At 63.6% G+C, this 21,893-nt stretch carries 19 protein-coding genes; 5 read left to right on the top strand and 14 right to left on the bottom strand.

Features of this window, described 5'->3' with window-relative positions; translation table 11 throughout:
* The first annotated feature begins 56 nt into the window (after nucleotides 1-56).
* Complete coding sequence (locus ACH2DW_RS08385) at nucleotides 57-653, top strand: RNA polymerase sigma factor (protein WP_394929284.1); 597 nt, start codon at nucleotides 57-59, stop codon at nucleotides 651-653.
* Nucleotides 650-1,831: a hypothetical protein gene (locus tag ACH2DW_RS08380; RefSeq protein WP_394929283.1), complete on the top strand. Its 1,182-nt coding sequence runs from the start codon at nucleotides 650-652 to the stop codon at nucleotides 1,829-1,831. The genes ACH2DW_RS08385 and ACH2DW_RS08380 overlap by 4 nt, the downstream gene beginning before the upstream one ends.
* Nucleotides 1,832-1,906: 75 nt before the next feature.
* On the opposite strand, the gene ACH2DW_RS08375 is transcribed toward ACH2DW_RS08380, so the two are convergent.
* The 11 genes from ACH2DW_RS08375 to ACH2DW_RS08325 form a co-directional block, all read right to left on the bottom strand.
* Complete coding sequence (locus ACH2DW_RS08375; protein ID WP_394929282.1) at nucleotides 1,907-2,872, bottom strand: isopenicillin N synthase family dioxygenase; 966 nt, start codon at nucleotides 2,870-2,872, stop codon at nucleotides 1,907-1,909.
* A 145-nt stretch (nucleotides 2,873-3,017) separates the two neighbouring features.
* On the bottom strand, nucleotides 3,018-4,550 hold the full coding sequence (locus tag ACH2DW_RS08370; RefSeq protein WP_394929281.1) for an ABC transporter ATP-binding protein: 1,533 nt from the start codon (nucleotides 4,548-4,550) through the stop codon (nucleotides 3,018-3,020).
* A 70-nt stretch (nucleotides 4,551-4,620) separates the two neighbouring features.
* Nucleotides 4,621-5,676, bottom strand: a complete 1,056-nt coding sequence (locus tag ACH2DW_RS08365; protein ID WP_394929280.1) for a BMP family protein — start codon at nucleotides 5,674-5,676, stop codon at nucleotides 4,621-4,623.
* Between the two features lie 49 nt (nucleotides 5,677-5,725).
* Nucleotides 5,726-6,658: an ABC transporter permease gene (locus ACH2DW_RS08360; RefSeq protein WP_394929279.1), complete on the bottom strand. Its 933-nt coding sequence runs from the start codon at nucleotides 6,656-6,658 to the stop codon at nucleotides 5,726-5,728.
* Nucleotides 6,658-7,884 (bottom strand): ABC transporter permease, encoded by a 1,227-nt coding sequence (locus tag ACH2DW_RS08355; protein ID WP_394929278.1) that lies wholly within the window; start codon nucleotides 7,882-7,884, stop codon nucleotides 6,658-6,660. The genes ACH2DW_RS08360 and ACH2DW_RS08355 overlap by 1 nt, the downstream gene beginning before the upstream one ends.
* 91 nt (nucleotides 7,885-7,975) lie before the next feature.
* Nucleotides 7,976-9,811 carry a 4Fe-4S dicluster domain-containing protein gene (locus tag ACH2DW_RS08350; protein WP_394929277.1) on the bottom strand — a complete coding sequence of 612 codons (1,836 nt, stop codon included), beginning with the start codon at nucleotides 9,809-9,811 and terminating at the stop codon, nucleotides 7,976-7,978.
* An 88-nt stretch (nucleotides 9,812-9,899) separates the two neighbouring features.
* The gene (locus tag ACH2DW_RS08345; protein ID WP_394929301.1) at nucleotides 9,900-10,250 is read right to left on the bottom strand and encodes a helix-turn-helix domain-containing protein; all 351 of its coding nucleotides are present in this window, start codon (nucleotides 10,248-10,250) and stop codon (nucleotides 9,900-9,902) included.
* 61 nt (nucleotides 10,251-10,311) lie between these two features.
* Entirely contained in the window at nucleotides 10,312-11,382 is a 1,071-nt protein-coding gene (locus tag ACH2DW_RS08340; RefSeq protein WP_394929276.1) for an amidohydrolase family protein, read from the bottom strand.
* Between the two features lie 48 nt (nucleotides 11,383-11,430).
* Nucleotides 11,431-14,055, bottom strand: coding sequence for a molybdopterin-dependent oxidoreductase (locus ACH2DW_RS08335; RefSeq protein ID WP_394929275.1), 2,625 nt, complete (start codon nucleotides 14,053-14,055; stop codon nucleotides 11,431-11,433).
* The gene (locus tag ACH2DW_RS08330) at nucleotides 14,052-15,029 is read right to left on the bottom strand and encodes an N-carbamoyl-D-amino-acid hydrolase (RefSeq protein WP_394929274.1); all 978 of its coding nucleotides are present in this window, start codon (nucleotides 15,027-15,029) and stop codon (nucleotides 14,052-14,054) included. The genes ACH2DW_RS08335 and ACH2DW_RS08330 overlap by 4 nt, the downstream gene beginning before the upstream one ends.
* A complete protein-coding gene (locus tag ACH2DW_RS08325) occupies nucleotides 15,026-16,318 on the bottom strand; it encodes a Zn-dependent hydrolase (protein ID WP_394929273.1) in 1,293 nt (430 codons plus the stop codon). The genes ACH2DW_RS08330 and ACH2DW_RS08325 overlap by 4 nt, the downstream gene beginning before the upstream one ends.
* 110 nt (nucleotides 16,319-16,428) lie before the next feature.
* Between ACH2DW_RS08325 and ACH2DW_RS08320 the strand changes: the two genes are divergently transcribed.
* Nucleotides 16,429-16,665, top strand: coding sequence for a thiamine-binding protein (locus ACH2DW_RS08320; protein ID WP_394929272.1), 237 nt, complete (start codon nucleotides 16,429-16,431; stop codon nucleotides 16,663-16,665).
* A 9-nt stretch (nucleotides 16,666-16,674) separates the two neighbouring features.
* Here the strand turns inward: ACH2DW_RS08320 and ACH2DW_RS08315 are convergent, their stop codons facing one another.
* Nucleotides 16,675-17,262, bottom strand: coding sequence for a class I SAM-dependent methyltransferase (locus ACH2DW_RS08315; RefSeq protein WP_394929300.1), 588 nt, complete (start codon nucleotides 17,260-17,262; stop codon nucleotides 16,675-16,677).
* 47 nt (nucleotides 17,263-17,309) lie between these two features.
* Nucleotides 17,310-17,969 (bottom strand): nitroreductase family protein, encoded by a 660-nt coding sequence (locus tag ACH2DW_RS08310; RefSeq protein ID WP_394929271.1) that lies wholly within the window; start codon nucleotides 17,967-17,969, stop codon nucleotides 17,310-17,312.
* A gap of 138 nt (nucleotides 17,970-18,107) precedes the next feature.
* Here ACH2DW_RS08310 and ACH2DW_RS08305 point away from each other — a divergent pair, with 138 nt between their 5' ends.
* Together ACH2DW_RS08305 and ACH2DW_RS08300 are read left to right on the top strand one after the other, a co-directional pair.
* Entirely contained in the window at nucleotides 18,108-19,004 is an 897-nt protein-coding gene (locus tag ACH2DW_RS08305; protein WP_394929270.1) for an acyl-CoA thioesterase, read from the top strand.
* Entirely contained in the window at nucleotides 19,001-20,365 is a 1,365-nt protein-coding gene (locus ACH2DW_RS08300; protein WP_394929269.1) for a PQQ-dependent sugar dehydrogenase, read from the top strand. Before ACH2DW_RS08305 ends, ACH2DW_RS08300 begins: the two co-directional genes overlap by 4 nt.
* A 118-nt stretch (nucleotides 20,366-20,483) precedes the next feature.
* Here ACH2DW_RS08300 and ACH2DW_RS08295 read toward each other — a convergent pair whose 3' ends face one another.
* The gene (locus ACH2DW_RS08295; RefSeq protein ID WP_394929268.1) at nucleotides 20,484-21,893 is read right to left on the bottom strand and encodes an RNB domain-containing ribonuclease; all 1,410 of its coding nucleotides are present in this window, start codon (nucleotides 21,891-21,893) and stop codon (nucleotides 20,484-20,486) included.

Genomic DNA, 21,893 nt, shown 5'->3' with positions numbered 1-21,893 from the left:
CTGGGCTGACGGGCGCATGACGGTGCAACCGCCCGAGTCGTTGGCATGATTGGGTTGTGAGTTTGAACGGGCCGGCGGCCGCGCGCCTCTACGACGAGCATGTCGATGCGATCTACGCGTATGCGGCTCGGCGTGTCGGCCCACAAGCTGGCGTCGAGGTCGTCGAGAACGTCTTCGAGCACGCATTGCGCCAAGACGCACAACGACCAGCTCACACCGGCACGGACCTGGGCTGGCTCCTCGCAATGGCGACCGCTTTTCTGCGTCGTCACAGCGAAACCGAATGCCGACGTCTCCGTGACTGGCAACCGCCGACACGATCCACCTCACGGGCGATCCCGCGAGTCACCGATCCGCTGCTGGCCGAAACGGTCGAGGATGGCGGCACGATCACGACGGCCCGCGTGATGGCCGCCGTTGCCGAACTCGAACCCCCCGAACGCGACTTGCTCTTCCTCATTGCTTGGGAGGGCTGCTCATCGTCGCTCGCCGCCGTCGCGACCGGTATCCCACAAAGCGAAGTCCGGTCCCGCCTGAACGCCATTCGCAAGGAGATCCGTCGTCGCGTCGCGGCCAACGACAACCAGATCACCGACTCCTCCCGCGACGACGCTCCCGACGCTGGCACGCCGAGAGATGGAGCATCCTCGTGAACCCGGTGCAGATCGTCGAGGCTGCTCGCCCCGAAGTCGGAACGATGCCACCCATCGACCGACGGCACCTCCGTGAGCGGATCTTCGATGCGGCGATGCGGGCACAATCCGAGCTCTCGCCCGTGGACTTGGCCAGCCCGAACACCCGAGCGTCAAATGCGGCGCGGTTGGCAGCGTTGGCCCTGCTCGGTCTTGCCGCGGTCGGTGGGCTTGCCTACTCCGCGTCGCGCGAGACACCGGGTTCTCGAGCCACGGCGCCGTCAGCGACGGACGTCGCACCCTCGCCGACGCTTGAGCCGACGGTCAACACCGTCGCCCAGGCGCCACTCCTCACGACCGCCACCACGACGACCACACCCCCAATTCCCGGGTCCGGCGACACGCCCTTGCTCCTGCCACCGGAGCGCAATCGCCTCGATGAATTGGCGGTCGTTCGAGCACCACTCGGCGGCTCAGCACTCTTGCTCCGTGCCCCGGATCTGAGCACGATCTCGCTCATCGAAGTCGACGGCCTTGCTCCGGCCGAGGAACCCGAGCCGGATCCCAGTGCGTCAAGCACGACCACCACCGTTCCGCCCCGGCAGTATGCAGCGGTGTCGGTGATCCCTCCCGACGAAGACACCCCCGGCCAGTACAGCGTCGAAGTCGCATGCGGCTCCGTCTCCGTGCTCGACACGGCGGGCCGCCCGGCGTTCCGCCCGGAGATCGACGCGCTGTTCAACTCGATGCGGATCACCGATGGTGTGATCAACATCGACCTGCCGGATGGCTGGGCCGCCATCAGTGGCGGGCGCAGTACCGACGAGTTCGTCTTCGGGCTCCCGGTCGAGATCGGCAACCAACAGGTCACCATCATGGTCGCGCAGTACCCGGATGGGAGCCTCGCCGTCGCGGGCAACGATCAACGGCAATACGAGCCCGCCACATTCAACGGGCAACAGGCGTGGGTCAATCGTGATCCAGAAGATCCCGCTGCCTTCACGCTCCTCGCAACAGTCGGCACGACTGCGATTCGGGTCAGCGCCCGCGACATCTCCCTGGCCGAGACCGAAGAAGTGATCAACGGCCTGACGCCGGGCGACGTCGATGAGTGGATCAATCGGTTCGGATCACTCCCCGTCGATCTCGACCCTGACATCCGGAGTTGTACCGATCAGCCCGAGTTCAACATCGTCTGACGATGACCACCCGCTGCCACCTCTGCACGAATTGACCGTGCGCCGGCATCACCGTGCGCCTGAATCACCGAGCGGTCACGAATCGACGAGGCGATAATCCGTGATCTGCGTGTCGTCGGCGCCCAGGTCGGCGTAGTTGTCGTCCGTGCGAGCCTGCATGTACGAGCGCCACGTGAAGGGCCGGTAGCGCGGCGTCGACGCCAGCGCGGCGATCGGCTTGATCAGGGCATCGCGCTGCGGGTTGAGGAAGTACGGAATGCTCAAGCGATCCGTCGCAGTCATCGGAATCACGCGGTGGACTGCAGCGCGATACCGATCGTTGCTCCAGACCTGCATCGCATCAGCGAGGTTGACCACGATCGTGCCGGGCGTCGGCACGATGTCAACCCATGTGCCGTCCGCTGCTTGGGCCTGCAACCCGCCGGTCCCGTCTTGCAGCAGCAGCGTGAGCACGCCGGGGTCGGTGTGGTAGCCAAGTGCTGTTTCGCCCAGTTCGCGAAGTCCATCACGCTCGTCGACAGGGACCGGATCGCCCACCGGATAGTGGTTCAATCGCACAGAACTGTTGGTTCGGTCGCCGCGAAACTCAGCAACGTCATCGGCGCCAAGACCGAGCGCCGCGTGCACGAGCGCCGTGGTCCGCTCGGCAAGTTCGCTGAATGCATCGAAGAACTCGACCATCCCGCGCTGAAATCCCGCTGTCGCGTCGACTTCAGCCGGCCAGCGATTGTGCACCGCCGAACGTTCAGCGACCGGATCGACGAAGTCGAACACTTCCTTGCTGTCGCGCTTGCGCTTGGTCAACTCCCGGTCGTAATACCCAAGCGGATTGTCAGCGTCGCGCATCACCGCCACCTTGCGATCCCGGGGCGATTCGAAGAACGCTCGTGCTCGGTCCCATGTCGCCCCGATCAAGTCGTCGAGCCCGTGACCGCTCAGTAGGAAGAACCCGTGGTCACGACAAGCGAGGTCGAGCGCAGCGAGCATCGCATCGTCAGGCTGAGCAATATCGATCGTCGGCACCAGGTGCGAAGCATCCATTCCAAAGTCTCGCAGATGTGGGGCGAGGCAAGACGAGGCGGTGAGGCCAGGGCCAGCCGTCTCGCCGGTGTGGTCCCCCGAGCGTGAGCGAGCTCGGCCGAGAGGCCGAGGACTCTGAGGCAGCGACGGAGTCGCTGGTCGGCCGTCAGGCCGACGCCGTCGACGCAGTCGACGTCACCCCAGACATCAGCAGGCCGATGTCGTTCACGTTGAAGTCGGCACGAGCCACCTCGCCCATGATCTCGCCTTCGAGCAGGACGATGATGCGGTCGGACAGTTCCATCACTTCGTCGAGATCTTCGGAGATCAGCAGGATGGCGGCACCGTCGGCTCGTTGCTCAAGCAGCCGCTCGTGGATGTACTCCGCCGCGCCGATGTCGACACCGCGAGTCGGCTGGGCGACCACGAGCGCTGTTGCTCCGCAGCTGAACTCGCGGGCGATGACAACCTTCTGGATGTTGCCGCCTGAGAGGTTCTTGGTCGGCGTGTCGATCGTGGGCGTCTTGACCCGGTACTCAGCCGTGAGCCGCTCGCAGCGCTCGTCGATGGCCGACTGATTGAGGAGTCCGTTCTTGGTGTACGGATCGGTCTTGTAGTCGACGAGCATCAGGTTTTCGGCGACCGTGAACTCGCCGATCGCACCGTCGCGCATGCGTTCCTCGGGCACATAGGACAACCCCATGGAGCGCACCGCATCAGGTGCGGGTGATGCAACCGGGGCGCCGGCGATGGTGACTTCACCTCGGGCGACGGGACGCAGTCCAAAGATCGCTTCTGCAAGCTCGCGCTGTCCGTTGCCGGAAACGCCGGCGACGCCGACAATTTCGCCCGAACGAACCTGGATCGAAAGGTCTTTGACCGCAAGATTCCCACGGTCGCCGACGACATCAAGATCGTCGACAGCAAGTTGTATGTCCCCAGCATCTTGGGGCAGGACTGTTCGGGTGAGCTCGACAGGGCGCCCGACCATCAGCTCAGCCAGGTGCTCGCGCGACGACTCGCTTGGCCGGGTATGGCCCGACACCTTGCCGTTCCGCAACACCGTGATCTCGTCGGACAAGTCCATCACTTCGTGCAGCTTGTGCGAGATAAAGATCAAGCCCTTGCCGTCGGCCTGCATCTGGCGCAGCGTGACAAACAGATCGTCCACTTCGGGTGGCGTGAGCACCGCAGTCGGCTCATCGAGCACGAGCAGTTCGGCATCGCGATACAGCGCTTTGAGGATTTCGGCGCGCTGTCGCTCGCCAACAGCAAGCTGCCAGATGTAGGCATCAGGGTCGACATGTAGCCCGTAGTGCTCAGACACTTCCAGGATCCGCGCCTTGATGGGGCGCATGTCCGCCAGGCCACGGCGCCCTCCAAGTCCGAGCGCCACGTTCTCGGCGACGGTGAGCGTGGGCACCAACATGAAGTGCTGGTGAATCATGCCGATGCCCTGGCGAATCGCATCGGTCGGCGAGGTGATATCGACTCGCTCGCCGTTCAGTTCGATCGTTCCCTCATCGGGCAGGTACAGCCCGTAGAGGATCTTCATCAGCGTGCTCTTGCCCGCCCCATTCTCGCCGAGAAGGGTGTGCACCTGCCCAGGCAGCACCGTGAGATCCACGCTGTCGTTCGCGACAACGCCAGGGAATCGTTTGGTGATCCCCGTCATCTTCAACATCGGTGTCGTACTCATCGTCATGCTCCCTGGATGGAAACCGTGGTGTGACACCTGGTGCATGGCACCAGGTGTCACACCCAGTCGGTCACTCGCCTGCGGGGACCTCGATGGTTCCCTCTGAAATCCCGGCGACGGTGGCGTCGGCGCTCGCACGAACACTCGCGTCGAGACCGAAGCCGTCGTTGTACTCCATCTCGAGTCCCATGTTCTCGAACGAGATCACGAAGGCCTCGCCACCGAGCGTGCCAGCAGTGATCTTGTCGAGCATCTGCTCAAGCACGATCTCCCAGTGGTACACCTGCGACGACACGACAATGTCAGCACCGAGGTCGGTCTGGTTGGACTGCGTGCCAAACCACGGGATGCCCTCTTCGGCGGCGACGCCGGTGGCACCGACGACCATCTGAGCTGTACCGGTCAGCACGTCGGCACCGTTGGCCACGTGGGCCTTGGCCGCCTCCGAGGCGAGCTGCACATCACCGAAGGAATCGATGTAGTTGACGTTGACTTCAGCGTCGGGATTCTGTGCTTCCGCGCCAGCGACAAAGCCGTCGATGTAGAGCTTGGCGTCGCCTGCCGGTACCGGACCGACCACGCCGATGACGTTCGACGCTGTGAGCTGAGCGGCCATCACGCCGTTCACGTAGCCACCCTGGCCGGCATCGACGGAGTAGGCGAAGATGTTGTCCTTGCCGAAGAAGTCGGTTGACGTGCCCAGCGCGAAGGCAACCTCAGGGAAATCGTCAGCGATCTCCTGCAGAGGACCACCGAACTGAGTGCCGTGCGCGATGACGAGGTCGAAGCCGTCCTCTGCGTACCCACGAAGGGCTGCGGCGGCATCTTCGACGACGAAGAGGCCACCAGAAATGGCGACTTCGATGTCACGGCCCTCGCCAACACGATTGACCGAATCGAACATCGACTGGGACCATGCGAGGTCGTTCTCGGCGCTCGGTGCGACGATGCCGATCTTCATCGGCTCCGCAGCAGGCTCGGCAGCAGGTTCGTCGGCGGCTGCTTCAGTTTCTGCCGGCGGTTCGGCGGCAGGCTCATCAGCTGCGTCATCGCTGCCGCAGGCTGAGGTGACAAGTGCAAAGGCGGCTGCCGCTGATGCGATGGCTCTGGTCTTGCTGGCTTTCATGTTGCTCCCCTTATTGGTGTGGTGTGGTGTGTTGCAGTGATCTGTTTGTTCAGCCCGAACGGTCGAACGGACGCGTGAGGGCGGACGGTGCGGCGACACGGCGGCTGACGATGACGAGCACCACGATGGTGAGCAGCGCCGGCGCCATGGCCGTGAGACTTGCGGTGGCCCCTTCGACAATGCCGAGGGTCTTCCATTGCAGCACCGTTGCCTGGACGATGCCGAAGAGCAGTGCGCCGAGCATCACGCCATAGGAGCGCCAGGCTCCGAAGTAGACGAGGGCGATCGCGATGAATCCCTGGCCCGCTGTGAGGTTCTGCTGGAAGATGCCGACTTCGAGGGCCAGTGCCGCGCCTGCGAGGCACGCCATCGTGTTGGCGATGAGGATCGTGATGAGGCGCGTGCCGTTGACGCTCACACCGAGGGTGTCAGCAGCCTCGGGCGTTTCGCCGACAGCGCGAATATTCAGACCGAACGTCGTCTTGTTGATCATGAACCAGACGACCGGCACCAGAGCGAACGCAACGTAGACCGGCAGGCTGTGTTGGAAAAAGATCTCACCGATCTTCGGGATATCACTGAGCAGCGGGATGTGGATGTCGCCAAGTCCGGAAATTGGGATCGGCGTCCCGACGTTCTTCTGGAACAGCAGGTCGGTGAACCCGAGCCCGAAAAGGTAGATGCCAATACCGCTGATGCCTTGCTCCGCCTGCATCACCAGCGTGATGAACGCATAGACCAGCCCCATCATCAGTCCCACCATGATGGCGGCGAGAATCCCGAGCGTCGGGCTATCGGTCTCGAGCGTCACGTAGTAGGCGGTGAAAGCGCCAAGCAGCATGACGCCTTCGACGCCAAGGTTGAGCACGCCACTGCGTTGGCCAATGGTCTCCCCGAGGCCCGCCAGGAGAAAGGGCGTGGCCAATCTGATACCAGATGCGAGCGTGGCCACGAGGACCGACACGGTGAAGAAGTCGCCCATCAGGCATCACCCTCGTGGGGAGCCGACGGGGCGGAGGAGCCGGGCGGCCGAGCCGTTGATGCCAGCAAGGAGTCCTCGGTGCGCGGCACCGTTGGGTCGTGGTCGGTTTCGACCTGCGTGAACCCCGTGCCCGGCGATTCGGCCCACGCAGTCAGCCGTGAGCGCAGCTTCAGGCTGCTGACAACGAACAGCACGACGATGCCGTTCAGCGCCACGATGAGCGCAGCAGGAACTTGCAGTTCCTGCTGGAGTGCGATGCCGCCGGTGAGCATGCCTCCGAAGAAGAACGAGGCCGGAATCGTCGCCAGCGGATGCAGGCTGCCGAACAGTGCTGCGACGATGCCGTTGAAGCCTGCGCTTTGCGTGAAGCCGGACGCCCCGCCTTCGGCGATGAGTCGATGCGATTCCGATCCGAAGACGAGCACCGCGCCGGCAATGCCAGCACACGCACCCGAGAAGGCAAGCGCTTGGACGATGCTCCGCTTCACGGGCATGCCGGCGTACCGCGACGCATTGGCGTTGTGTCCGACCGCTCGAAGACGCACCCCGAGCGCACTGCGGAAGAGCAGCACGTACCCGAGCACGGCGACGAGGACGGCGATGACCACACCGAGATGCAGCCGGGTGTCCCCGGGCAGCAGCGGAAGATCCGCATTCTCGGACAGCCGTTCGGTCTGCTGAATCTTGATCGCCCCCGACGCCTTGTCGGTCAGCAGGTCTTGCAGCAGAAAGCTGAGGAACTGCGCGGCGATGATGTTCATCATGATGGTGCTGAGAATCTCGTTGACCCCCGCGTAGGCCTTCAGTGCGCCGGGAATCGCACCCCAGATGCCACCGCCGATGGCGCCACCGATCAAGACCAACGGGACCAGGAAAACCCGCGGCAGTTCAGGCAATGCGAGTGCCACCACCGTGGAGAAGATCGCGCCGACAATGATCTGTCCTTCACCGCCGATGTTGATGACCCCGGCTCTGAAGGCAATACAGATGCCCACGCCGACGAGCAGCAACGGCGCAGACTTGATCGCGGTGTCTGCCAGCTCATTCCATCCACCGAAGGCACCGTCGAGCAACGCTGCGTAGCCCGTGATCGGGTTGGCCCCAAGGGCCAACAGCATGATCGCTCCGATGGTGAACGCAACCGCCACCGCCGCGAGCGGAACAGCAAGCGCAACGAACGGACGGACGAGCGCGGAGGACCTGATGCTCCCGACATCTGCGCGCATCTTCGGCTTGGCTATCAAACGTCCCCCAGTGAACGGCTCAAATCGTTTCGGTGAGGTTAACGATTCGTAAAGGGTGCACTGAAATAGTCGGCTAGTCGAGCCGAAGCGGCAGCCCCTCGGCAGCGTTCAGCAACGCGACCAACGTCGGCACTGCTGCCTCCGCGCCACCTCCCGCGGTGGCTTCAACCTGCCCGGACGACGTCAGTAAGAAGCGTTCCCCGCTCGCCGCGTCAAAGCGTTCGGCGTCGAGGTACAGCCGTGGTTTGATGACTGCTGGATCTCCGTTTTCAGGGCAGAACGTCAGGCAGTTGCCGCATTCGTTGCACAGCTCACTGAACACGAGGTACTGCTGTCGGCCCTCGACCTCGGCGAACAGGCCAGCGGGATCCGCCTCCGGTTTCGGCGTCGGCAGCTTGAAGAATGCGTCGTTGGGACACACCGTGACACAAAAGTTGCAGGCCACACACCCCCACATCTCAAGGTCGTGGTCGACCGAGCGCGGCAACTTTTCGTTTCCGGCGAGTTCGTACTTTGCTTTCCCCTCACCGAGAACGAAGGCAAAGTGTTCGGCAGCAGTGTCACGATGGCCCGCCGCCCGAGCGGCGACGAGGCGCTCGGCGCGGAACCCGTCGAGGTCGGTTGCTCCGGCGTCGCTGACCGCTGCGGTGAGCGCCTTGAGCATCGGTGCGAGCCTGCCGTAGCCGCCAGGCTTGAGCAGATCGGAGCACACACTGGCCGGGCGCACCCCCATCGCAATTGCCGCAGCCAGGTTCTCCTTGTCGATGCCCGCCGAGAAGCTGACCATGATGTCACCGGCGCCCCCATGTGCCCCGTCATCGTGGCCGGGAATCTGCAACTGGCCCGGCAATGCGTCGGCGAGCAAGTCGAGCACCGCAGTGGCAAGGACATGCAACGGCGGACCGGACAGGTACATCGTCTGATCCGGCATCCACTGCTTGTGGTTGTCGACAACCAACGTGTTGGTCAGCTTGATACCGAAACGATGGCCGCGATCCTTGGCGTATTGATTGAGTTCTTGAATGAGCGAGATCGCGCGTTCGAGATGCAGGTCGTCCTCGAAGGCTTTCGGGACGAGTCGCACGTCGTTGTAGCCGAGGTGACCGTGCACGATTCCGGCCACGCCTGCCGGGCCAAGCAGCGTCGGGTTGAGCTTGACGATCATGTCAAGGTCGTGCGCGTCGATCAGATGCTTGGTGATCTGCTCAATTTCGTCAGGTGGGCATCCGTGGAACGTGGACAGTGTGACGGTGTCGGAGATGACCGGCGAGAACTCGATGTCGGCAAACTCGGCGAACACGCCGCTCGGGTCTGCGGCAATCTCGGGTCGCAATCGTTCGATCTCCGCGCTCGCGTTGCGCATCGCGTCGATGAAGCCCGCCACCTTCGGCGTCTGGATCCCCGCGAGGTCGTAGCCGACCGACATGTCGAACACGTGCGGCCCAGGGTCGCCGTCGGAGTCCCGGCCGACGTACTCACGCAGCGGTTCCCATTGCCGGAGGATCTCGATGATCATCCAGGCCTTGGTGTACTCCTCGACACTTTGCGCCACCAGCAATTCCTGGCTCCACTCGATGTTGTAGCCAATGGTTTCCATGTCGATGCACGGACGGGCGATCTCGAGATCATCCAGCACCTGCACCGTCTTCAGTTCAAAAAGGCGCGACCCACCGAGCCACGCCAACACGATGTTTTGGGCCATCTGACTATGTGGTCCTGCAGCGGGACCGAGCGGTGACGCTGCGCGCCGACCGAGGAACTCGAAAGAGAGATCGATGTTGTCGTCAGGCTTCCAGAACCGCGCCGTCGGCAAGTCGAAGATCCGCTTGCGGGTCTCCCACTCGTGTCCGATCCGTCCGAGCAACGTGCTCAACGACATCGGAGTGAGCGGCGGAGCCTCGTGCGTCATCCCCGCACTTTACAAACTGTAAAACAGCGAGCGCAATGATCTCAGACGGTGAATTCCGGCAACAACCACCTCACCAGCGCCCGCATTCTCAGCGATGGAGTGCGTTCAAGTAGCTGTACACGGTGATCCGGCTCATGCCCATTGCCTCGGCGACGTCTTCGACGGCGCGACGCAGCACGAACGCGCCCAGCTCGTCGAGTCGGCGGATCGCCTGTTGCTTGCCGGGTCGCGAGAGCGTCGGAAGCGGCGCTCCAAGCTCGGTTTCCACCACGGCGATGATGCGGTCGAGCGAACCGTGGATCGGAGGCAGTCGGACACCTGCCACGATGTCACCGTTCCAGATCAGGGCCACGTCTGATCCGGTCACGTCCGAGGCCCCGACGGTCTCTGCGCCGGCAGCGTCAACCAGTGGCCGCAACGCCACAGCGAGCGGATGCATTTCGGACACGCTCGAATCGTAGGCGCGATGCAGTCACTTGGTGCCAGGCACGAGTGAGTCGCTACGACTCGAGTGCACGGTGGAGGCGGACGGCTTGCTCGGCCGCCTTGGCGCGAACTTCGTCAGCGTCAACACGCGTCGCAACTCCGTCACGCAACGCCGGCTCGCCGTTGATATCGACATCAATCGCACGAATCGTGGGCGTGAACGCGACGTGCCACGGCTCAATTGTGGAATACGACCAGGTGACGCTGTCCGCCAATGCCTCGGGAAACAGTTCCCACCCGCTTGCCATCCACGACCAAGCAGCGTCGGGCGTCGCACTCACATCCTGGTCACGCTGTTTGACGTAGGCGAGCTGGAACTCAGCGAGCATGTCAGCGCCAATGCCATCGGTGCCGAGCGCAACGCGATTCGAAAAGCGCGCGGGATCGGCGTACCCGACCGAGTTGTTCATGTTCGACCGCGGGTTGTGCACGATGGTCCCGCGCAGACCGTGATCGGTCGGCAGGTGGACGCCATGGATCAGGAGCCACTCATCGCGAGTGAGATCGCGGATCCGATCTTCGACACCGATGTCGTCCGGTCCCTCGGCCACGTGGATGTGCACGCCGACCCCGTGCCGTGCAGCGAGGTCAGCGGCAGCTGCAAGCGAGTCATCGCTGCACGTGAACGCCGCATGCACACCGACCATGCCGGTGCGCAGTCCCGATTGAGAGGCACCGGCGGCGGCGAGCTCAGTCAGGTATCGATCGTTCTCGGCCAGTCCCCGCGCCGCGCCATCGACGCCATGACGGTCGGTGATCCCATAGTTCGTGTTGATTCTCACGCCGACCTCGTTGACCGCGTCGGCGATGACCGACAGCGACCCCTCGATCGCACGGGGCGACTCGTGGTGATCGATGATCGCGGTCGTTCCCGCTTCGAGCGCGTCGAGCGCACCAAGCTTTGCCGACCACTCGATCATGTCGAGGTCGAGCGCTGTGTCGAGCCGCCACCACACGTTCTCGAGGATCTCAAGAAAGTTGGCCGGAACCTTCGGCGGCGGCGGCATGCCACGAGCGAGCGACGAGTACAGGTGGTGATGTGCACACACCAATCCCGCGGTCACCGCGGTCACGTCTTCGTCCATTTCACCACGGGATGAAGACGGACCGGTTCGGCCGCAGAGCGATGGCTCTCAGGTCCAAGCAGTAGCGCGTTCACGGTTGCTCTCGTTGATCATGGGGAGTTCGTTGTGCCAATCGCCGGAGTGCTGGCGAAGAGCCGCAGCAACGGCACCGGCCGTGGGCACCAGGCCGATTTCGCCGACGCCCTTGATGCCGTACGGCGAGTCAGGCTGAGGCGACTCGACCAAGATCACGTCCACCGACGGCATGTCCTTCGGTCGGATGATGTCGAGACTCTTCAGCGTGGCATTCGTCGGTCGTCCGCTCTCGTCGCACGGGAACCCTTCGCTCAACGCATAGCCCAACCCCATGTGCACCGCCCCTTCGATCTGGCCTTCGCACAACATCGGGTTGACCGCTCTACCGACGTCGTGCGCAGCAACCACGTTCTCCACAGTGCCGTCCTCAGCGAGCACGACCACCTGCGCCGCGTAGCCGAACGTCGAGTGAATGATCGGGTTCTCGATGGCTTCGCCGGCCGCCTTCGCAGCCTCGATTTCGCCAAGCGAATTGGTCCAGTCGACGCGATATTCACCTTCGTAATCGATGCCGATTTCGCGACCTCCCGCAATGGCCGCCTCACAGGCGGCCTTCACCGATCCGGCACCCATCAGGGTGCCGCGACTTCCGGTGGTCTGCCCGGCCCCGAGTTCACGCGTCGAGTCAACGATGACTTCGATCCGCTCAGCGTCGATACCGAGCTCTTCGACTGCAACTTGGAGCGCCACGGTATGCACCCCCTGGCCCATTTCGGTCCAGCAGTGCCGCACCTCAACCTTGCCCGGCTCGCCGTCAACGGGCGCACGGAAGTGCACGACCGCCTTGGCAATCTCCTTGAAGCCATTGCCCAAGCCCGAGTTCTTCAATCCGAGACCGAGACCCACGGACTTGCCTGCCGCCATCGCAGCGTCGTAGGCCGGCTTGACGGCATCAAGGCATTCGCGGGCGCCCTTGCAACCGTCGTCCATGACCTGTCCGGGGCCCCACGTGACGCCGGGCGTGACCACGTTGCGGTCGCGGATCTCCCAACCAGTGATCCCGAGTTGCTCGGCGAGCCGATCGAGCACGCCTTCCATAGCGAACTGCGCCTGGTTGGCTCCGAAGCCCCGAAAGGCACCGCACACGGAGTTGTTCGTCCGTGCAGCAATGGCCTCGACGGCCACGTTGCCCACGACGTAGGGCCCCGTCGCGTGGCCGGCCGCCCGTTCGAGCACCTTCATGCCGACCGATGCGTACGGTCCCGAGTCACCGATCATCCGCGCCTTGATTGCCGTGAGCTTGCCATCAGCGTCACAGCCGGCTTGGTACTCCATCCGAATCGGATGACGCTTCGGATGCATCAGCAGCGATTCTTCGCGTGACAGCGTGATCTTCACCGGACTCCCGGTGTGCCATGCCGCCAGAGCAGTGTGGGCCTGATTCGACATGTCCTCTTTACCGCCGAACGCCCCTCCGTTCGACACCAGTTCAGTCGTGATGCGTTGTTCGGAGATCCCCAGCATCGCCGCGATGTCGTTGCGGTCATCCCAGATGCCCTGGCCGCCGGAATACACGTACAACGACCGGTCGTCACCGTCGCCCGACGGGACGGCGAGCGTCGATTCGGGCTCCAGGAACGCGTGCTCGATGCGTTGGGTCTGGAACGTCTCGGTCACCGTGAATGCGGACTCGGCGAGCGCTGCATCGACGTCGCCACGGCTGTACGCGGACGTGGACAGCACGTTGCCATCGAGTTCCCACACGGCCGGCTCGTCGGAGTGAATCACGCGCACCGGATCAACCATCGGCTCGTGAATCTCGTACTCGATCACAACGAGTTCGGCGGCAGCCCGCGCGATTTGGCGCGTCTCGGCAACGACCACGGCGAGCACGTCACCGAGATACGAGGTACGTCCACCCTCGGGGATCATGACGGGCCAGTCCTTGTGGATGATCCCGACGCGGCGCGCCGCTGGAATATCAGCAGCAGTGAACACACCGCGCACACCATCGACAGCGTTGGCAGCTGTCGCATCGATCGACCGAATGTCAGCACGCGCATGATCAGTCAACCGCAGGGCGCCATGCAGGCAGCCCTCGGGGTTCATGTCATCGATGAAGTCCCGGATACCGATCGACAGTTCGCGACCCTCGTACTTTGCGCCGCGCGTGCCGACGCCCTTCGGCTGCACGACGACGGGCACGTTGTCCTGAGCGAGCGCCTCGACGGCATCGAGCACCTTGATGTAGCCGGTGCAACGACACAGGTGTGCACCGAGGTGGCGCGACGCCTGTTCGCGGGTCAGGTTGGTCCCGTTCTTGTCGATCAATGCCTTGGTCCGCACGACAATGCCGGGCGTGCAGAACCCGCACTGCAACGCACCGCACGCCGCGAATGCGTCGGCCATACGGTCGACCTCGGCTGGATCCATTCCCTCGAGGCTGACGACCTCGGAACCGGCGACCTTCTCCATCGATGTCTGGCACGACACACGTGCCTTGCCGTCAATGAGCACGGTGCAACAACCGCACTGACCCGTCGGTGAACAGCCATCTTTGGCCGACGTGATGCCAAGCTCCTCGCGTAGCGCGGCGAGTAGATGCGGATGATCGTCGCGAGCCGTGACCGTCTCGCCGTTCAGAATGAATTCGCTCATGTTGCTCCCGGAGTGGGGTTCAAGTTGGTGATCAGGCTGTACGTCTCGGGCCGCCGATAACGGTCGAAGTCAAACAAGGTCTTCTTGTAGCGCTCGCACATGTCAAGGTCGCAGCGCGCCGTGACCAACTCGTCGCCGATCGTCGTCGCCTGCGCCACAACTTGGCCGGATGGCGCGATGATCGCGGTCTGGGCCAAGGACTCGACGCCTTCTTCGATCCCGCCTTTGGCGACGCCGACGACCCATGTGCCGTTCTGGTATGCACCCGCCTGCATGACGAGGTGGTTGTGGAACGCCTGCAATGGATTCTGCGACGGGTCCGGCGCGTAGTTGAGCGGCGTGTTGTATCCGATCAACACCATCTCGACGCCTTGCAGCCCCATGACGCGATACGTCTCGGGCCAGCGACGGTCGTTGCAGATCGCCATGCCGAAGACGCCGCCGAACGCCTCATGCACGTCGAAGCCCTCCGGTGACTCTTCGAAGTAGCGCCGCTCGAGGTGCTGGAAATTCCGCCACGGCTCGTGGTTCTCGTGGCCCGGGATGTGGACCTTGCGATACCGGCCGACGATCTCGCCCTCCCGGTCGACGAGGATGGCCGTGTTGTAGCGGTGCTGCGTGCCATCGCCCTGCGGGTCGTTCGGGTCAGTGAGCTCGGCGTACCCGAGATGGAAACCGACCTTCAGGCGCTTCGCCTCATCGAAGAGCGGTTGCACCACAGGGTTGGGCATCGCCGTTTCGTAGTAGCTGTCGAGTTCGGTGGTGTCGCCAGCAATGCCCGCCTCATCGCCCTCGTCGAGGAACCAACGGGGGAAGAATGTGGTGAGTGCGAGTTCGGGAAACACGACGAGTTCGCAGCCATGCTCCGCACCTCGACGGAGCAACGTCAACAGTCGCTCCACAACTTCGGCGCGCGTGTCATCGCGAGAGATGGGGCCCAGTTGGGCCGCACCAACGACAATTTCTCGGGTCATCCGAACTCTGTTTCTGCAAGTGTGAGCATGGTCTGGAGCAGCACGTTGGTGCCTGCCTCAAGATCTTCCGGCTCGGTGTACTCGGTCACGTTGTGGCTGATGCCGTTGACGCTCTTGGTGAAAATCATTGCCGTTGGGCAGACACGAGCGAACATCTGAGCGTCGTGACCAGCCCCCGATGGCATACGACGCGAAGACATGCCGAGTGCCCCCGCCGAACGCTCGACGATGTCGATGACCTGCTCGTCGAATTCGACCGGCTCGAATCGCGCCAGCATTCGCGTCTCGACGCCAACACCTTCGGCTTCAGCCGTCGTGGCGACGAAACCTCGAAACTTGGTTTCAGCTCGCTGCAGCGTGTCTTCATCGGTATTGCGCAAGTCCACGGTCAGCGTGGCAATGGACGGCACCACGTTGACCAGGTTCGGCACCAACGTGATGGCACCCACGGTGCCGACCTGAGGTTCACCGAACTCGCTGGTGAGCTCGCGCACCTGAGCTGAGATGCGGGCCGCGACGTACCCGGGGTCATGACGGAGACGCATCGGAGTGGTCCCCGCGTGGCATGACTCTCCGTTGAGCGTCAGTTCAGTCCATGAGATGCCCTGGACACCTTCAACGACCCCGATCGTGACGTCTTCATCTTCCAACACCGGACCCTGCTCGATATGCAGCTCAACGAAAGCGTGCGGTGCGGGACCCGGCAGGGGTGCCGGGCCGGCGTAGCCAATCCGTTCGAGCTCGGTGCCGAACACAGCGCCGTTGGCATCTTCGATCAGGAGTGCGTCCTCGACGGCCATACCGCCGACGTAGACCAAGCTGCCGAGCATGTCGGGCGGAAAACGAGCCCCTTCTTCATCACTGAAGAAGCCAACAGCGAGTGGCCGGGTGAGCTCAAGTTCGCCGCGTTCACGGGCAGCAATGACGGTCTCGATCACTTCAAGCCCGCCGAGCACACCCAGATTTCCGTCATATCGGCCGCCGGTACCGACCGTGTCGATGTGCGAACCGGTCATGACCGGCGCGACCCCATCGAAGCCCGGCATGGTGGCAATGACGTTGCCGATGCCGTCGATCGAGATCTCGAGGCCTAGGTCGCGCATCCAGGTAACAACGAGATCGCGACCCGCACGATCTTCGTCCGTGAGCGCGAGCCGAGCACAGCCGGTCGTGCCGTCGATCGCTCCGATCTCGCCGAGCGCCATCAATCGCGAGACCAGCCGGTCACTGTCAATCCGCAGACCGGTGGTCGCGCCAGCCGCACTGGGTTCGGGGTCAGCATCGATCACGGTGCCGACAGTACCAAACGAGCTTTACAAAACGTCAAGCACCGGACTCTCGGGCGCTGCCATGTACGGCGGTGTCACACCCGCTCGGACACCGTGGGTACCCTGCGTCCATGGCCGACGCACATCTCGAAATCCTGGTGGAGCCGTTCCGCGAGAACGACCCGGGCCCGCACGTCGCTGCAGTCCTCGACGCTGCGGCCGCAGCCGGTCTCACCGCCGACATGGGGCCGTTCGCAACGACAATCGATGGCGACGTCGATCAACTCGCCGGCGCCATCGCCGACATGATCCGGGCCGGTTTTCGCAACGGTGCCACGGCGCTGCAGATGCGCATCGACGCCACCTGAAAATCCCTGTCAGTTGACGCGGGTGAGGATGCGGAGCGAGCCGGTCGCGGCGCGCTCGACAAATCGACCGGACTCAAGAGCCGGTAGGTAGATCTGCTCGTACGGCGGCCGCCCACCATCGGCAGGGTCGGGGAACACGTCATGAATGGCCAGCGTGCCGCCGACAGCGACATGCGGAGTCCATCGTTCGTAATCGCGGCGAGCCGGTTCTTCACCGTGACCGCCATCGATGAAAAGAAAACACAGCGGCGTGGCCCACGATGCGCCGATGCGCGGCGCCCGGCCAATGAGGCCGATCACCGCGTCTTCGAGACCAGCGTCGTGGATCGTTGCGCGAAAGAAGGGCAGGGTGTCCATCTTGCCGACGCGCTCGTCCACCACTTCGGCATCGTGATGTTCCCATCCGGACTGGTTCTCTTCTGACCCACGGTGATGATCGAGGGCGTACAGCACCGTTCCCGCCCGCTCGGCGACGTCGCCCAGCCACACGGTTGAGCGCCCGCAATACGAACCGAGTTCGAGCATTGCCAGATCGGGGACAGCCGTTACGGCCTCCATCGCGGCAACCCACAACGCGTCACCCTCATCTTCCGGCATGAATCCTTTGGTCGACAGCGCAAGCGAACGACGTGGCTCGGTCAACTTCACCAAGTGTCCCAATGAATGATCGTGTCAGGGTCAGCGCGGCCAGCGGGCTTGAAATCGGTGCCCTTCGTGTAGGCGATCGGCGTCAGGCATGCCTGCTGCACTTCGTCGTACGGAATGCCGACCACGTCAGCAATCTGTTGCTCCATCATCAGACCGACCGTCGTCCAACACGTCCCGAGGCCACGGGCCCGCGCTGCGAGCATGAAGCTCCACATGGCGGGCAGCACATTGCCCATCGACGAAGCTGCCCGCATCGCGGGCACGTTGTCGAGTCGGCCAGCTTTCGAGCACGCAATCACCAGCACCGGCGCATCACCCATGTGTTCAGCGAGGTACTCCGCTGAGTCGGTGACGCGCATCTGCTGCGCCTGTGCCTCCTCCGTCTCTTTCTTGATCGAGCCGGCGTACACGCCATCCATCGATCGGTAGACGTCGAAACACTGCCGGTAGATGTCGCCGATCGCCTGCCGCTTCGCTTCATCGCGCACCACGACGAACTGCATGGTCATGTTGTTCGAACCCGACGGGCTCTGCATCGCCATCGCGACACATTCACGGATGGCGTCATCGGGCACGGGCCGATCCATGTCGAGCCGCTTGCGGACGGCACGCGTGGTCGACAGCAGTTGGTCGGAAGTGAGATCGAGTTGCTCCATTGACCAAATGTAGGCCCGCCACTCCCCCTCCAGCTTGGTCGGCCATTTGATCCCGCGAATGGCCAACGGGTGGGCGAGCGAACCGACTGTAGGAACAACGTCCGCTTCTGGGCCGCGGCATGGCAACCTGGGAGCGCAATGAGCGACGACGCGGCGACTGACCCACATCCTGACGACCACCAGGCAGCGCTTGACGACCTGGTGAGGTTGCTTGATCTCGAAGTGATTGAGGTCAACATGTTCCGCGGGGTGTCAACCGATGAGAATCGGCAGCGCGTCTTCGGCGGCCAGGTCGCTGGCCAAGCCCTGGTTGCCGCTGCTCGCACGATCGAGGAACCGGGGCGGATGGTGCACTCGCTCCACGCCTACTTTTTGCGTCCCGGCGATCCGAAGACGCCGATTCTGTACGAGGTTGATCGCATTCGGGACGGGCGCAGCTTCACCACACGCCGCGTCGTGGCGATCCAACATGGCAAGGCGATCTTCAACCTGCAGGCCAGCTTCCACAACGAAGAGCCCGGGCCCGACCACCAGGTCGACATGCCGACGGGCCTCGCCAGTCCTGATTCGCTCCCCGACTTCAGGACACGCATGGCTCCGTACGCCGACCAAATCGGCGACTGGTACGACCAGCCGCGTCCAATCGATGTCCGTTACGTCAACGGCGACCCGATGTCGCGAAAAGGGAATCCTTCCTCGACGCAGCAAGTCTGGCTCCGCGCCAACGGTGAGCTTCCCAACGACCCGGTGCTGCATGCCTGCATCGTGACCTACGCGAGCGACATGACGTTGCTCGACACCACGGTGCTGCCATTCGGATTGGCGTGGGACAGCCCCGGGATGCAGATGGCGAGCCTCGACCACGCGATGTGGTTCCACCGGCCGTTCCGCGCCGACGAGTGGATGCTGTACGACCAGGTCGCACAGAGCACCACCTCAGCGCGCGGCTTGGCGCGCGGCTCGATCTTCACCTCCGACGGTCAACTCGCCATCAGTGTCGTCCAGGAGGGACTCACGCGAGTAGGTCGATCGTGAGCCGACGGACTGTCGCCGGCGCCGCACTCGGCGTCGCGCTGCTCCTCGCTGGATGCGGAGACGGCAGTGGCGATGGCGATGGCGAAAACTCCGGAGCGAACCCTCCGAACGACCCGGCGGCAACCTTTGCCACGGTGCCCGACACTGTGCTTGACACGACGACCCAGACAGCCTCGACCGACGCTGGGCCGGTGCCGACCACGACGATTCCGCTCGAGCCCGCAGCGAACGTCGACCTTCCCACCGCGTCACCCGAGGAATTAGCAAACGGTCCCTCGACCACGGTGGCGACCGGGCCACTGCCGGTTCCATCCGTCGAGCTCGTCGAGGTCGCCGAATTCGACACGCCCGTTGAACTCACGACTCGTCCCGGCGATGTCCGGAGTTTTGTTGTCGAACAGGGAGGCCGGGTGTTGGCCTTTGACGATCTGTCGACCGAGGTCGTACTCGACATCACCGACCGGACGGCTGCGAACGGAGAACGAGGGTTGCTCGGTGCGGCATTCGATCCTGCTGCAGATCGCGCCTACGTCCACTACAGCAACGAATCCGGCAACACCGTGGTGGCCGAGTACGCAATCGACCCGGTCACTGCCATCTTCGATGTCGAGTCCCGCCGGGAGGTCTTGACCGTCGAGCAGCCATTCGGCAATCACAACGGTGGCGAGTTGGCGTTCGGACCTGACGGCTATCTCTACCTCGCACTGGGCGACGGCGGGTCTGCCGACGACCCGGAGCGCAACTCGTTGGCGCTGTCGAGCCGTCTCGGCAAGATCCTCCGCATCGATCCGCAGCCGACGGCCGACGCGCCATTTGCCACGCCGCCCGACAATCCGTTCGTCGACGCCGAGGGCGCCGACCCCACGATCTGGTCGCTTGGCCTCCGCAATCCGTGGAAGTTCTCCTTTGACTCGCTCACCGGCGACTTGTGGATTGCTGATGTTGGCCAAGGCGACATCGAAGAGATCAACCTCGCGCCGGCAATCAGCGGCCAGGGAGCTGGCAAGGGACTGTCGTTCGGATGGAGCGCCTTCGAGGGGTCAGAACGATTCAACACCGACCAGGACGATGCTGGACACACTGGGCCGGTCGTTGAATACCGCCACGACGATGGCAACTGTTCCGTCAGCGGCGGCGCGGTCTACCGCGGCGACGTCATCGAGGATCTCTTCGGCTGGTACGTCTATGGCGACTTCTGCTCGGGACGAATTTGGGGGTACGACCCCACGTCTGAACCGGGCGCACCGATCGTTGTTGACCTCGCTGAACTCGCCAACCTCACAGCCATTGCCGTTGGCGGCGAAGGTGACCTGTTCGCCGTGAGCAATACCGGCACCGTCAGCCGCTTCTCCCCGGCCTGATCCCATTTCCAGCCCGCTCCCAGCCGTTTGTGTGCGAATTTTCGCGGAACGGTCCGCAAAAATCCCCACGCAAACGGGAAAATGAGAAAGGGAAAAGGGAGTGCGAGGGAAGGGAGCTTCAGCCGACGCGTTCGAAGTCGACGCGGCGCTCGGCGGGGTCGGCGCTGACCAACTTCACCTTGATGTCGTCACCGGGGTCGACGCGGCGGGCAGCGACCCGCGTCACGATTGCGGGGTCGCGGACTTGGATCCGAGCACCGCGATCATCTTCGTCGGTGACGACAGCTTCGAACACTTCGCCTTCGCGCCCGTGGAGCACAACGGCCTCGGCAAGATCGATCGCAGCGCGGTCAACGCGATTCGCGCGACTGTCGCCTTGGCGCATCGCCTGCGGCAAGTCGATGAACGCCTGCTCGGTCTCCGCTGACACTCGGTCGCCGTTCGCGACGGCAAGTGCCGCATCGATGACGTACCGGTCAGCCAGTCGACGCAGAGGCGCCGTCACGTGACTGTAGGTCGCAGCAACAGCGGCATGCCAGGGCTTCACGTTGGGATCGAACGGCTCGTACGCGGCACCACCGCTTGCTCGCCGAACCGCCAACTGGAAGGCCGAGGTCTTCGGGTCGCCCGCAGGAAGCGACTGCTCGAAGTCGGATAGCGCCTGGGCTTTCGGCCACTCGAGTCCGAATGCCCGAGCGGTGTGGCGGAGCCGACCAACCCTGCGTTCGTCGACCGCTGGCATCGTCCGAAAGAGGCCGGTACCAGCCGCATGCAGAGCGTCGGCGACCGCCATGTTGGTGGCAAGCGACATGGCGGCGTTCTGATTCTCGGCATCGTTGCGCGGCCGAAATCTCAAGTCGAATCCCCCGTCGTCGCGTCGAACGACCTCTTGTTCGGGCATCTGGATCCGATCGGCCCCGCGATTTCGCTCGCCAATCTCGAAGCGGCGCGCCAGTTCGGGAAAGGCAGGAGGAAGGTCTCCGGGAGAAACCGTCGAGTACGCGAGCTTTGCACGGTTGCGGATCATCGCTCGTTCGACGCCGTCAAGGGTGACCGACCCGTCTGGCGCAATGCGAACAACGAACACGACTGCCGGCTTGGGTGCACCGGGGAGCAGCGACCCAGCGTCTTCGGCAAGGCGCGGAGGATGCAGTCCGACTCGATCATGCGGCATGTACACGGTGACTCCACGCTTCCATGCCTCACGGTCGATCAGGTCGCCGTGTCGAACAAACCAACCGACATCGGCGATGGCATAGCGGAGGATGACGTCGGCATCGCTGTGGCTCCCCGCCAGTTCGATCGCGAAGGCCTGATCAAGGTCAGTGCTGCTTGCCGGGTCGAGCGTTAGGAACTCGACGCCGGTCCGATCGACGTGCGGCGAGTCCGACCCACCGAGCGGTCGCCGCGCTGCGACTTCCGCAGCATCCAACACCTCGGGTGGGAAGCTCTTCGGTACGTCGAACTCATCGATGAGCTGCGCAAACCCGTCGCGATAATCATCGAGCATCTCCGAAGCCAACCGCAT

The sequence above is a fragment of the uncultured Ilumatobacter sp. genome (genome assembly GCF_963980585.1).
GTDB lineage: Bacteria > Actinomycetota > Acidimicrobiia > Acidimicrobiales > Ilumatobacteraceae > Ilumatobacter_A.
The sequence above is the reverse complement of the archived record's forward strand: the minus strand, read 5'-3'. Positions and strand labels throughout refer to the sequence as shown.

What these genes read in the sequence shown, in the direction of transcription:
- ACH2DW_RS08375 (WP_394929282.1), bottom strand. Translation starts at nt 2,872, where the DNA reads ATGGATGCTTCGCACCTGGTGCCGACGATCGATATTGCTCAGCCTGAC.
- ACH2DW_RS08370 (WP_394929281.1), bottom strand. Translation starts at nt 4,550, where the DNA reads ATGAGTACGACACCGATGTTGAAGATGACGGGGATCACCAAACGATTC.
- ACH2DW_RS08365 (WP_394929280.1), bottom strand. Translation starts at nt 5,676, where the DNA reads ATGAAAGCCAGCAAGACCAGAGCCATCGCATCAGCGGCAGCCGCCTTT.
- ACH2DW_RS08360 (WP_394929279.1), bottom strand. Translation starts at nt 6,658, where the DNA reads ATGGGCGACTTCTTCACCGTGTCGGTCCTCGTGGCCACGCTCGCATCT.
- ACH2DW_RS08355 (WP_394929278.1), bottom strand. Translation starts at nt 7,884, where the DNA reads ATGCGCGCAGATGTCGGGAGCATCAGGTCCTCCGCGCTCGTCCGTCCG.
- ACH2DW_RS08350 (WP_394929277.1), bottom strand. Translation starts at nt 9,811, where the DNA reads ATGACGCACGAGGCTCCGCCGCTCACTCCGATGTCGTTGAGCACGTTG.
- ACH2DW_RS08345 (WP_394929301.1), bottom strand. Translation starts at nt 10,250, where the DNA reads ATGCATCCGCTCGCTGTGGCGTTGCGGCCACTGGTTGACGCTGCCGGC.
- ACH2DW_RS08340 (WP_394929276.1), bottom strand. Translation starts at nt 11,382, where the DNA reads ATGGACGAAGACGTGACCGCGGTGACCGCGGGATTGGTGTGTGCACAT.
- ACH2DW_RS08335 (WP_394929275.1), bottom strand. Translation starts at nt 14,055, where the DNA reads ATGAGCGAATTCATTCTGAACGGCGAGACGGTCACGGCTCGCGACGAT.
- ACH2DW_RS08330 (WP_394929274.1), bottom strand. Translation starts at nt 15,029, where the DNA reads ATGACCCGAGAAATTGTCGTTGGTGCGGCCCAACTGGGCCCCATCTCT.
- ACH2DW_RS08320 (WP_394929272.1), top strand. Translation starts at nt 16,429, where the DNA reads ATGGCCGACGCACATCTCGAAATCCTGGTGGAGCCGTTCCGCGAGAAC.
- ACH2DW_RS08315 (WP_394929300.1), bottom strand. Translation starts at nt 17,262, where the DNA reads ATGCCGGAAGATGAGGGTGACGCGTTGTGGGTTGCCGCGATGGAGGCC.
- ACH2DW_RS08310 (WP_394929271.1), bottom strand. Translation starts at nt 17,969, where the DNA reads ATGGAGCAACTCGATCTCACTTCCGACCAACTGCTGTCGACCACGCGT.
- ACH2DW_RS08305 (WP_394929270.1), top strand. Translation starts at nt 18,108, where the DNA reads ATGAGCGACGACGCGGCGACTGACCCACATCCTGACGACCACCAGGCA.
- ACH2DW_RS08295 (WP_394929268.1), bottom strand. Translation starts at nt 21,893, where the DNA reads ATGCGGTTGGCTTCGGAGATGCTCGATGATTATCGCGACGGGTTTGCG.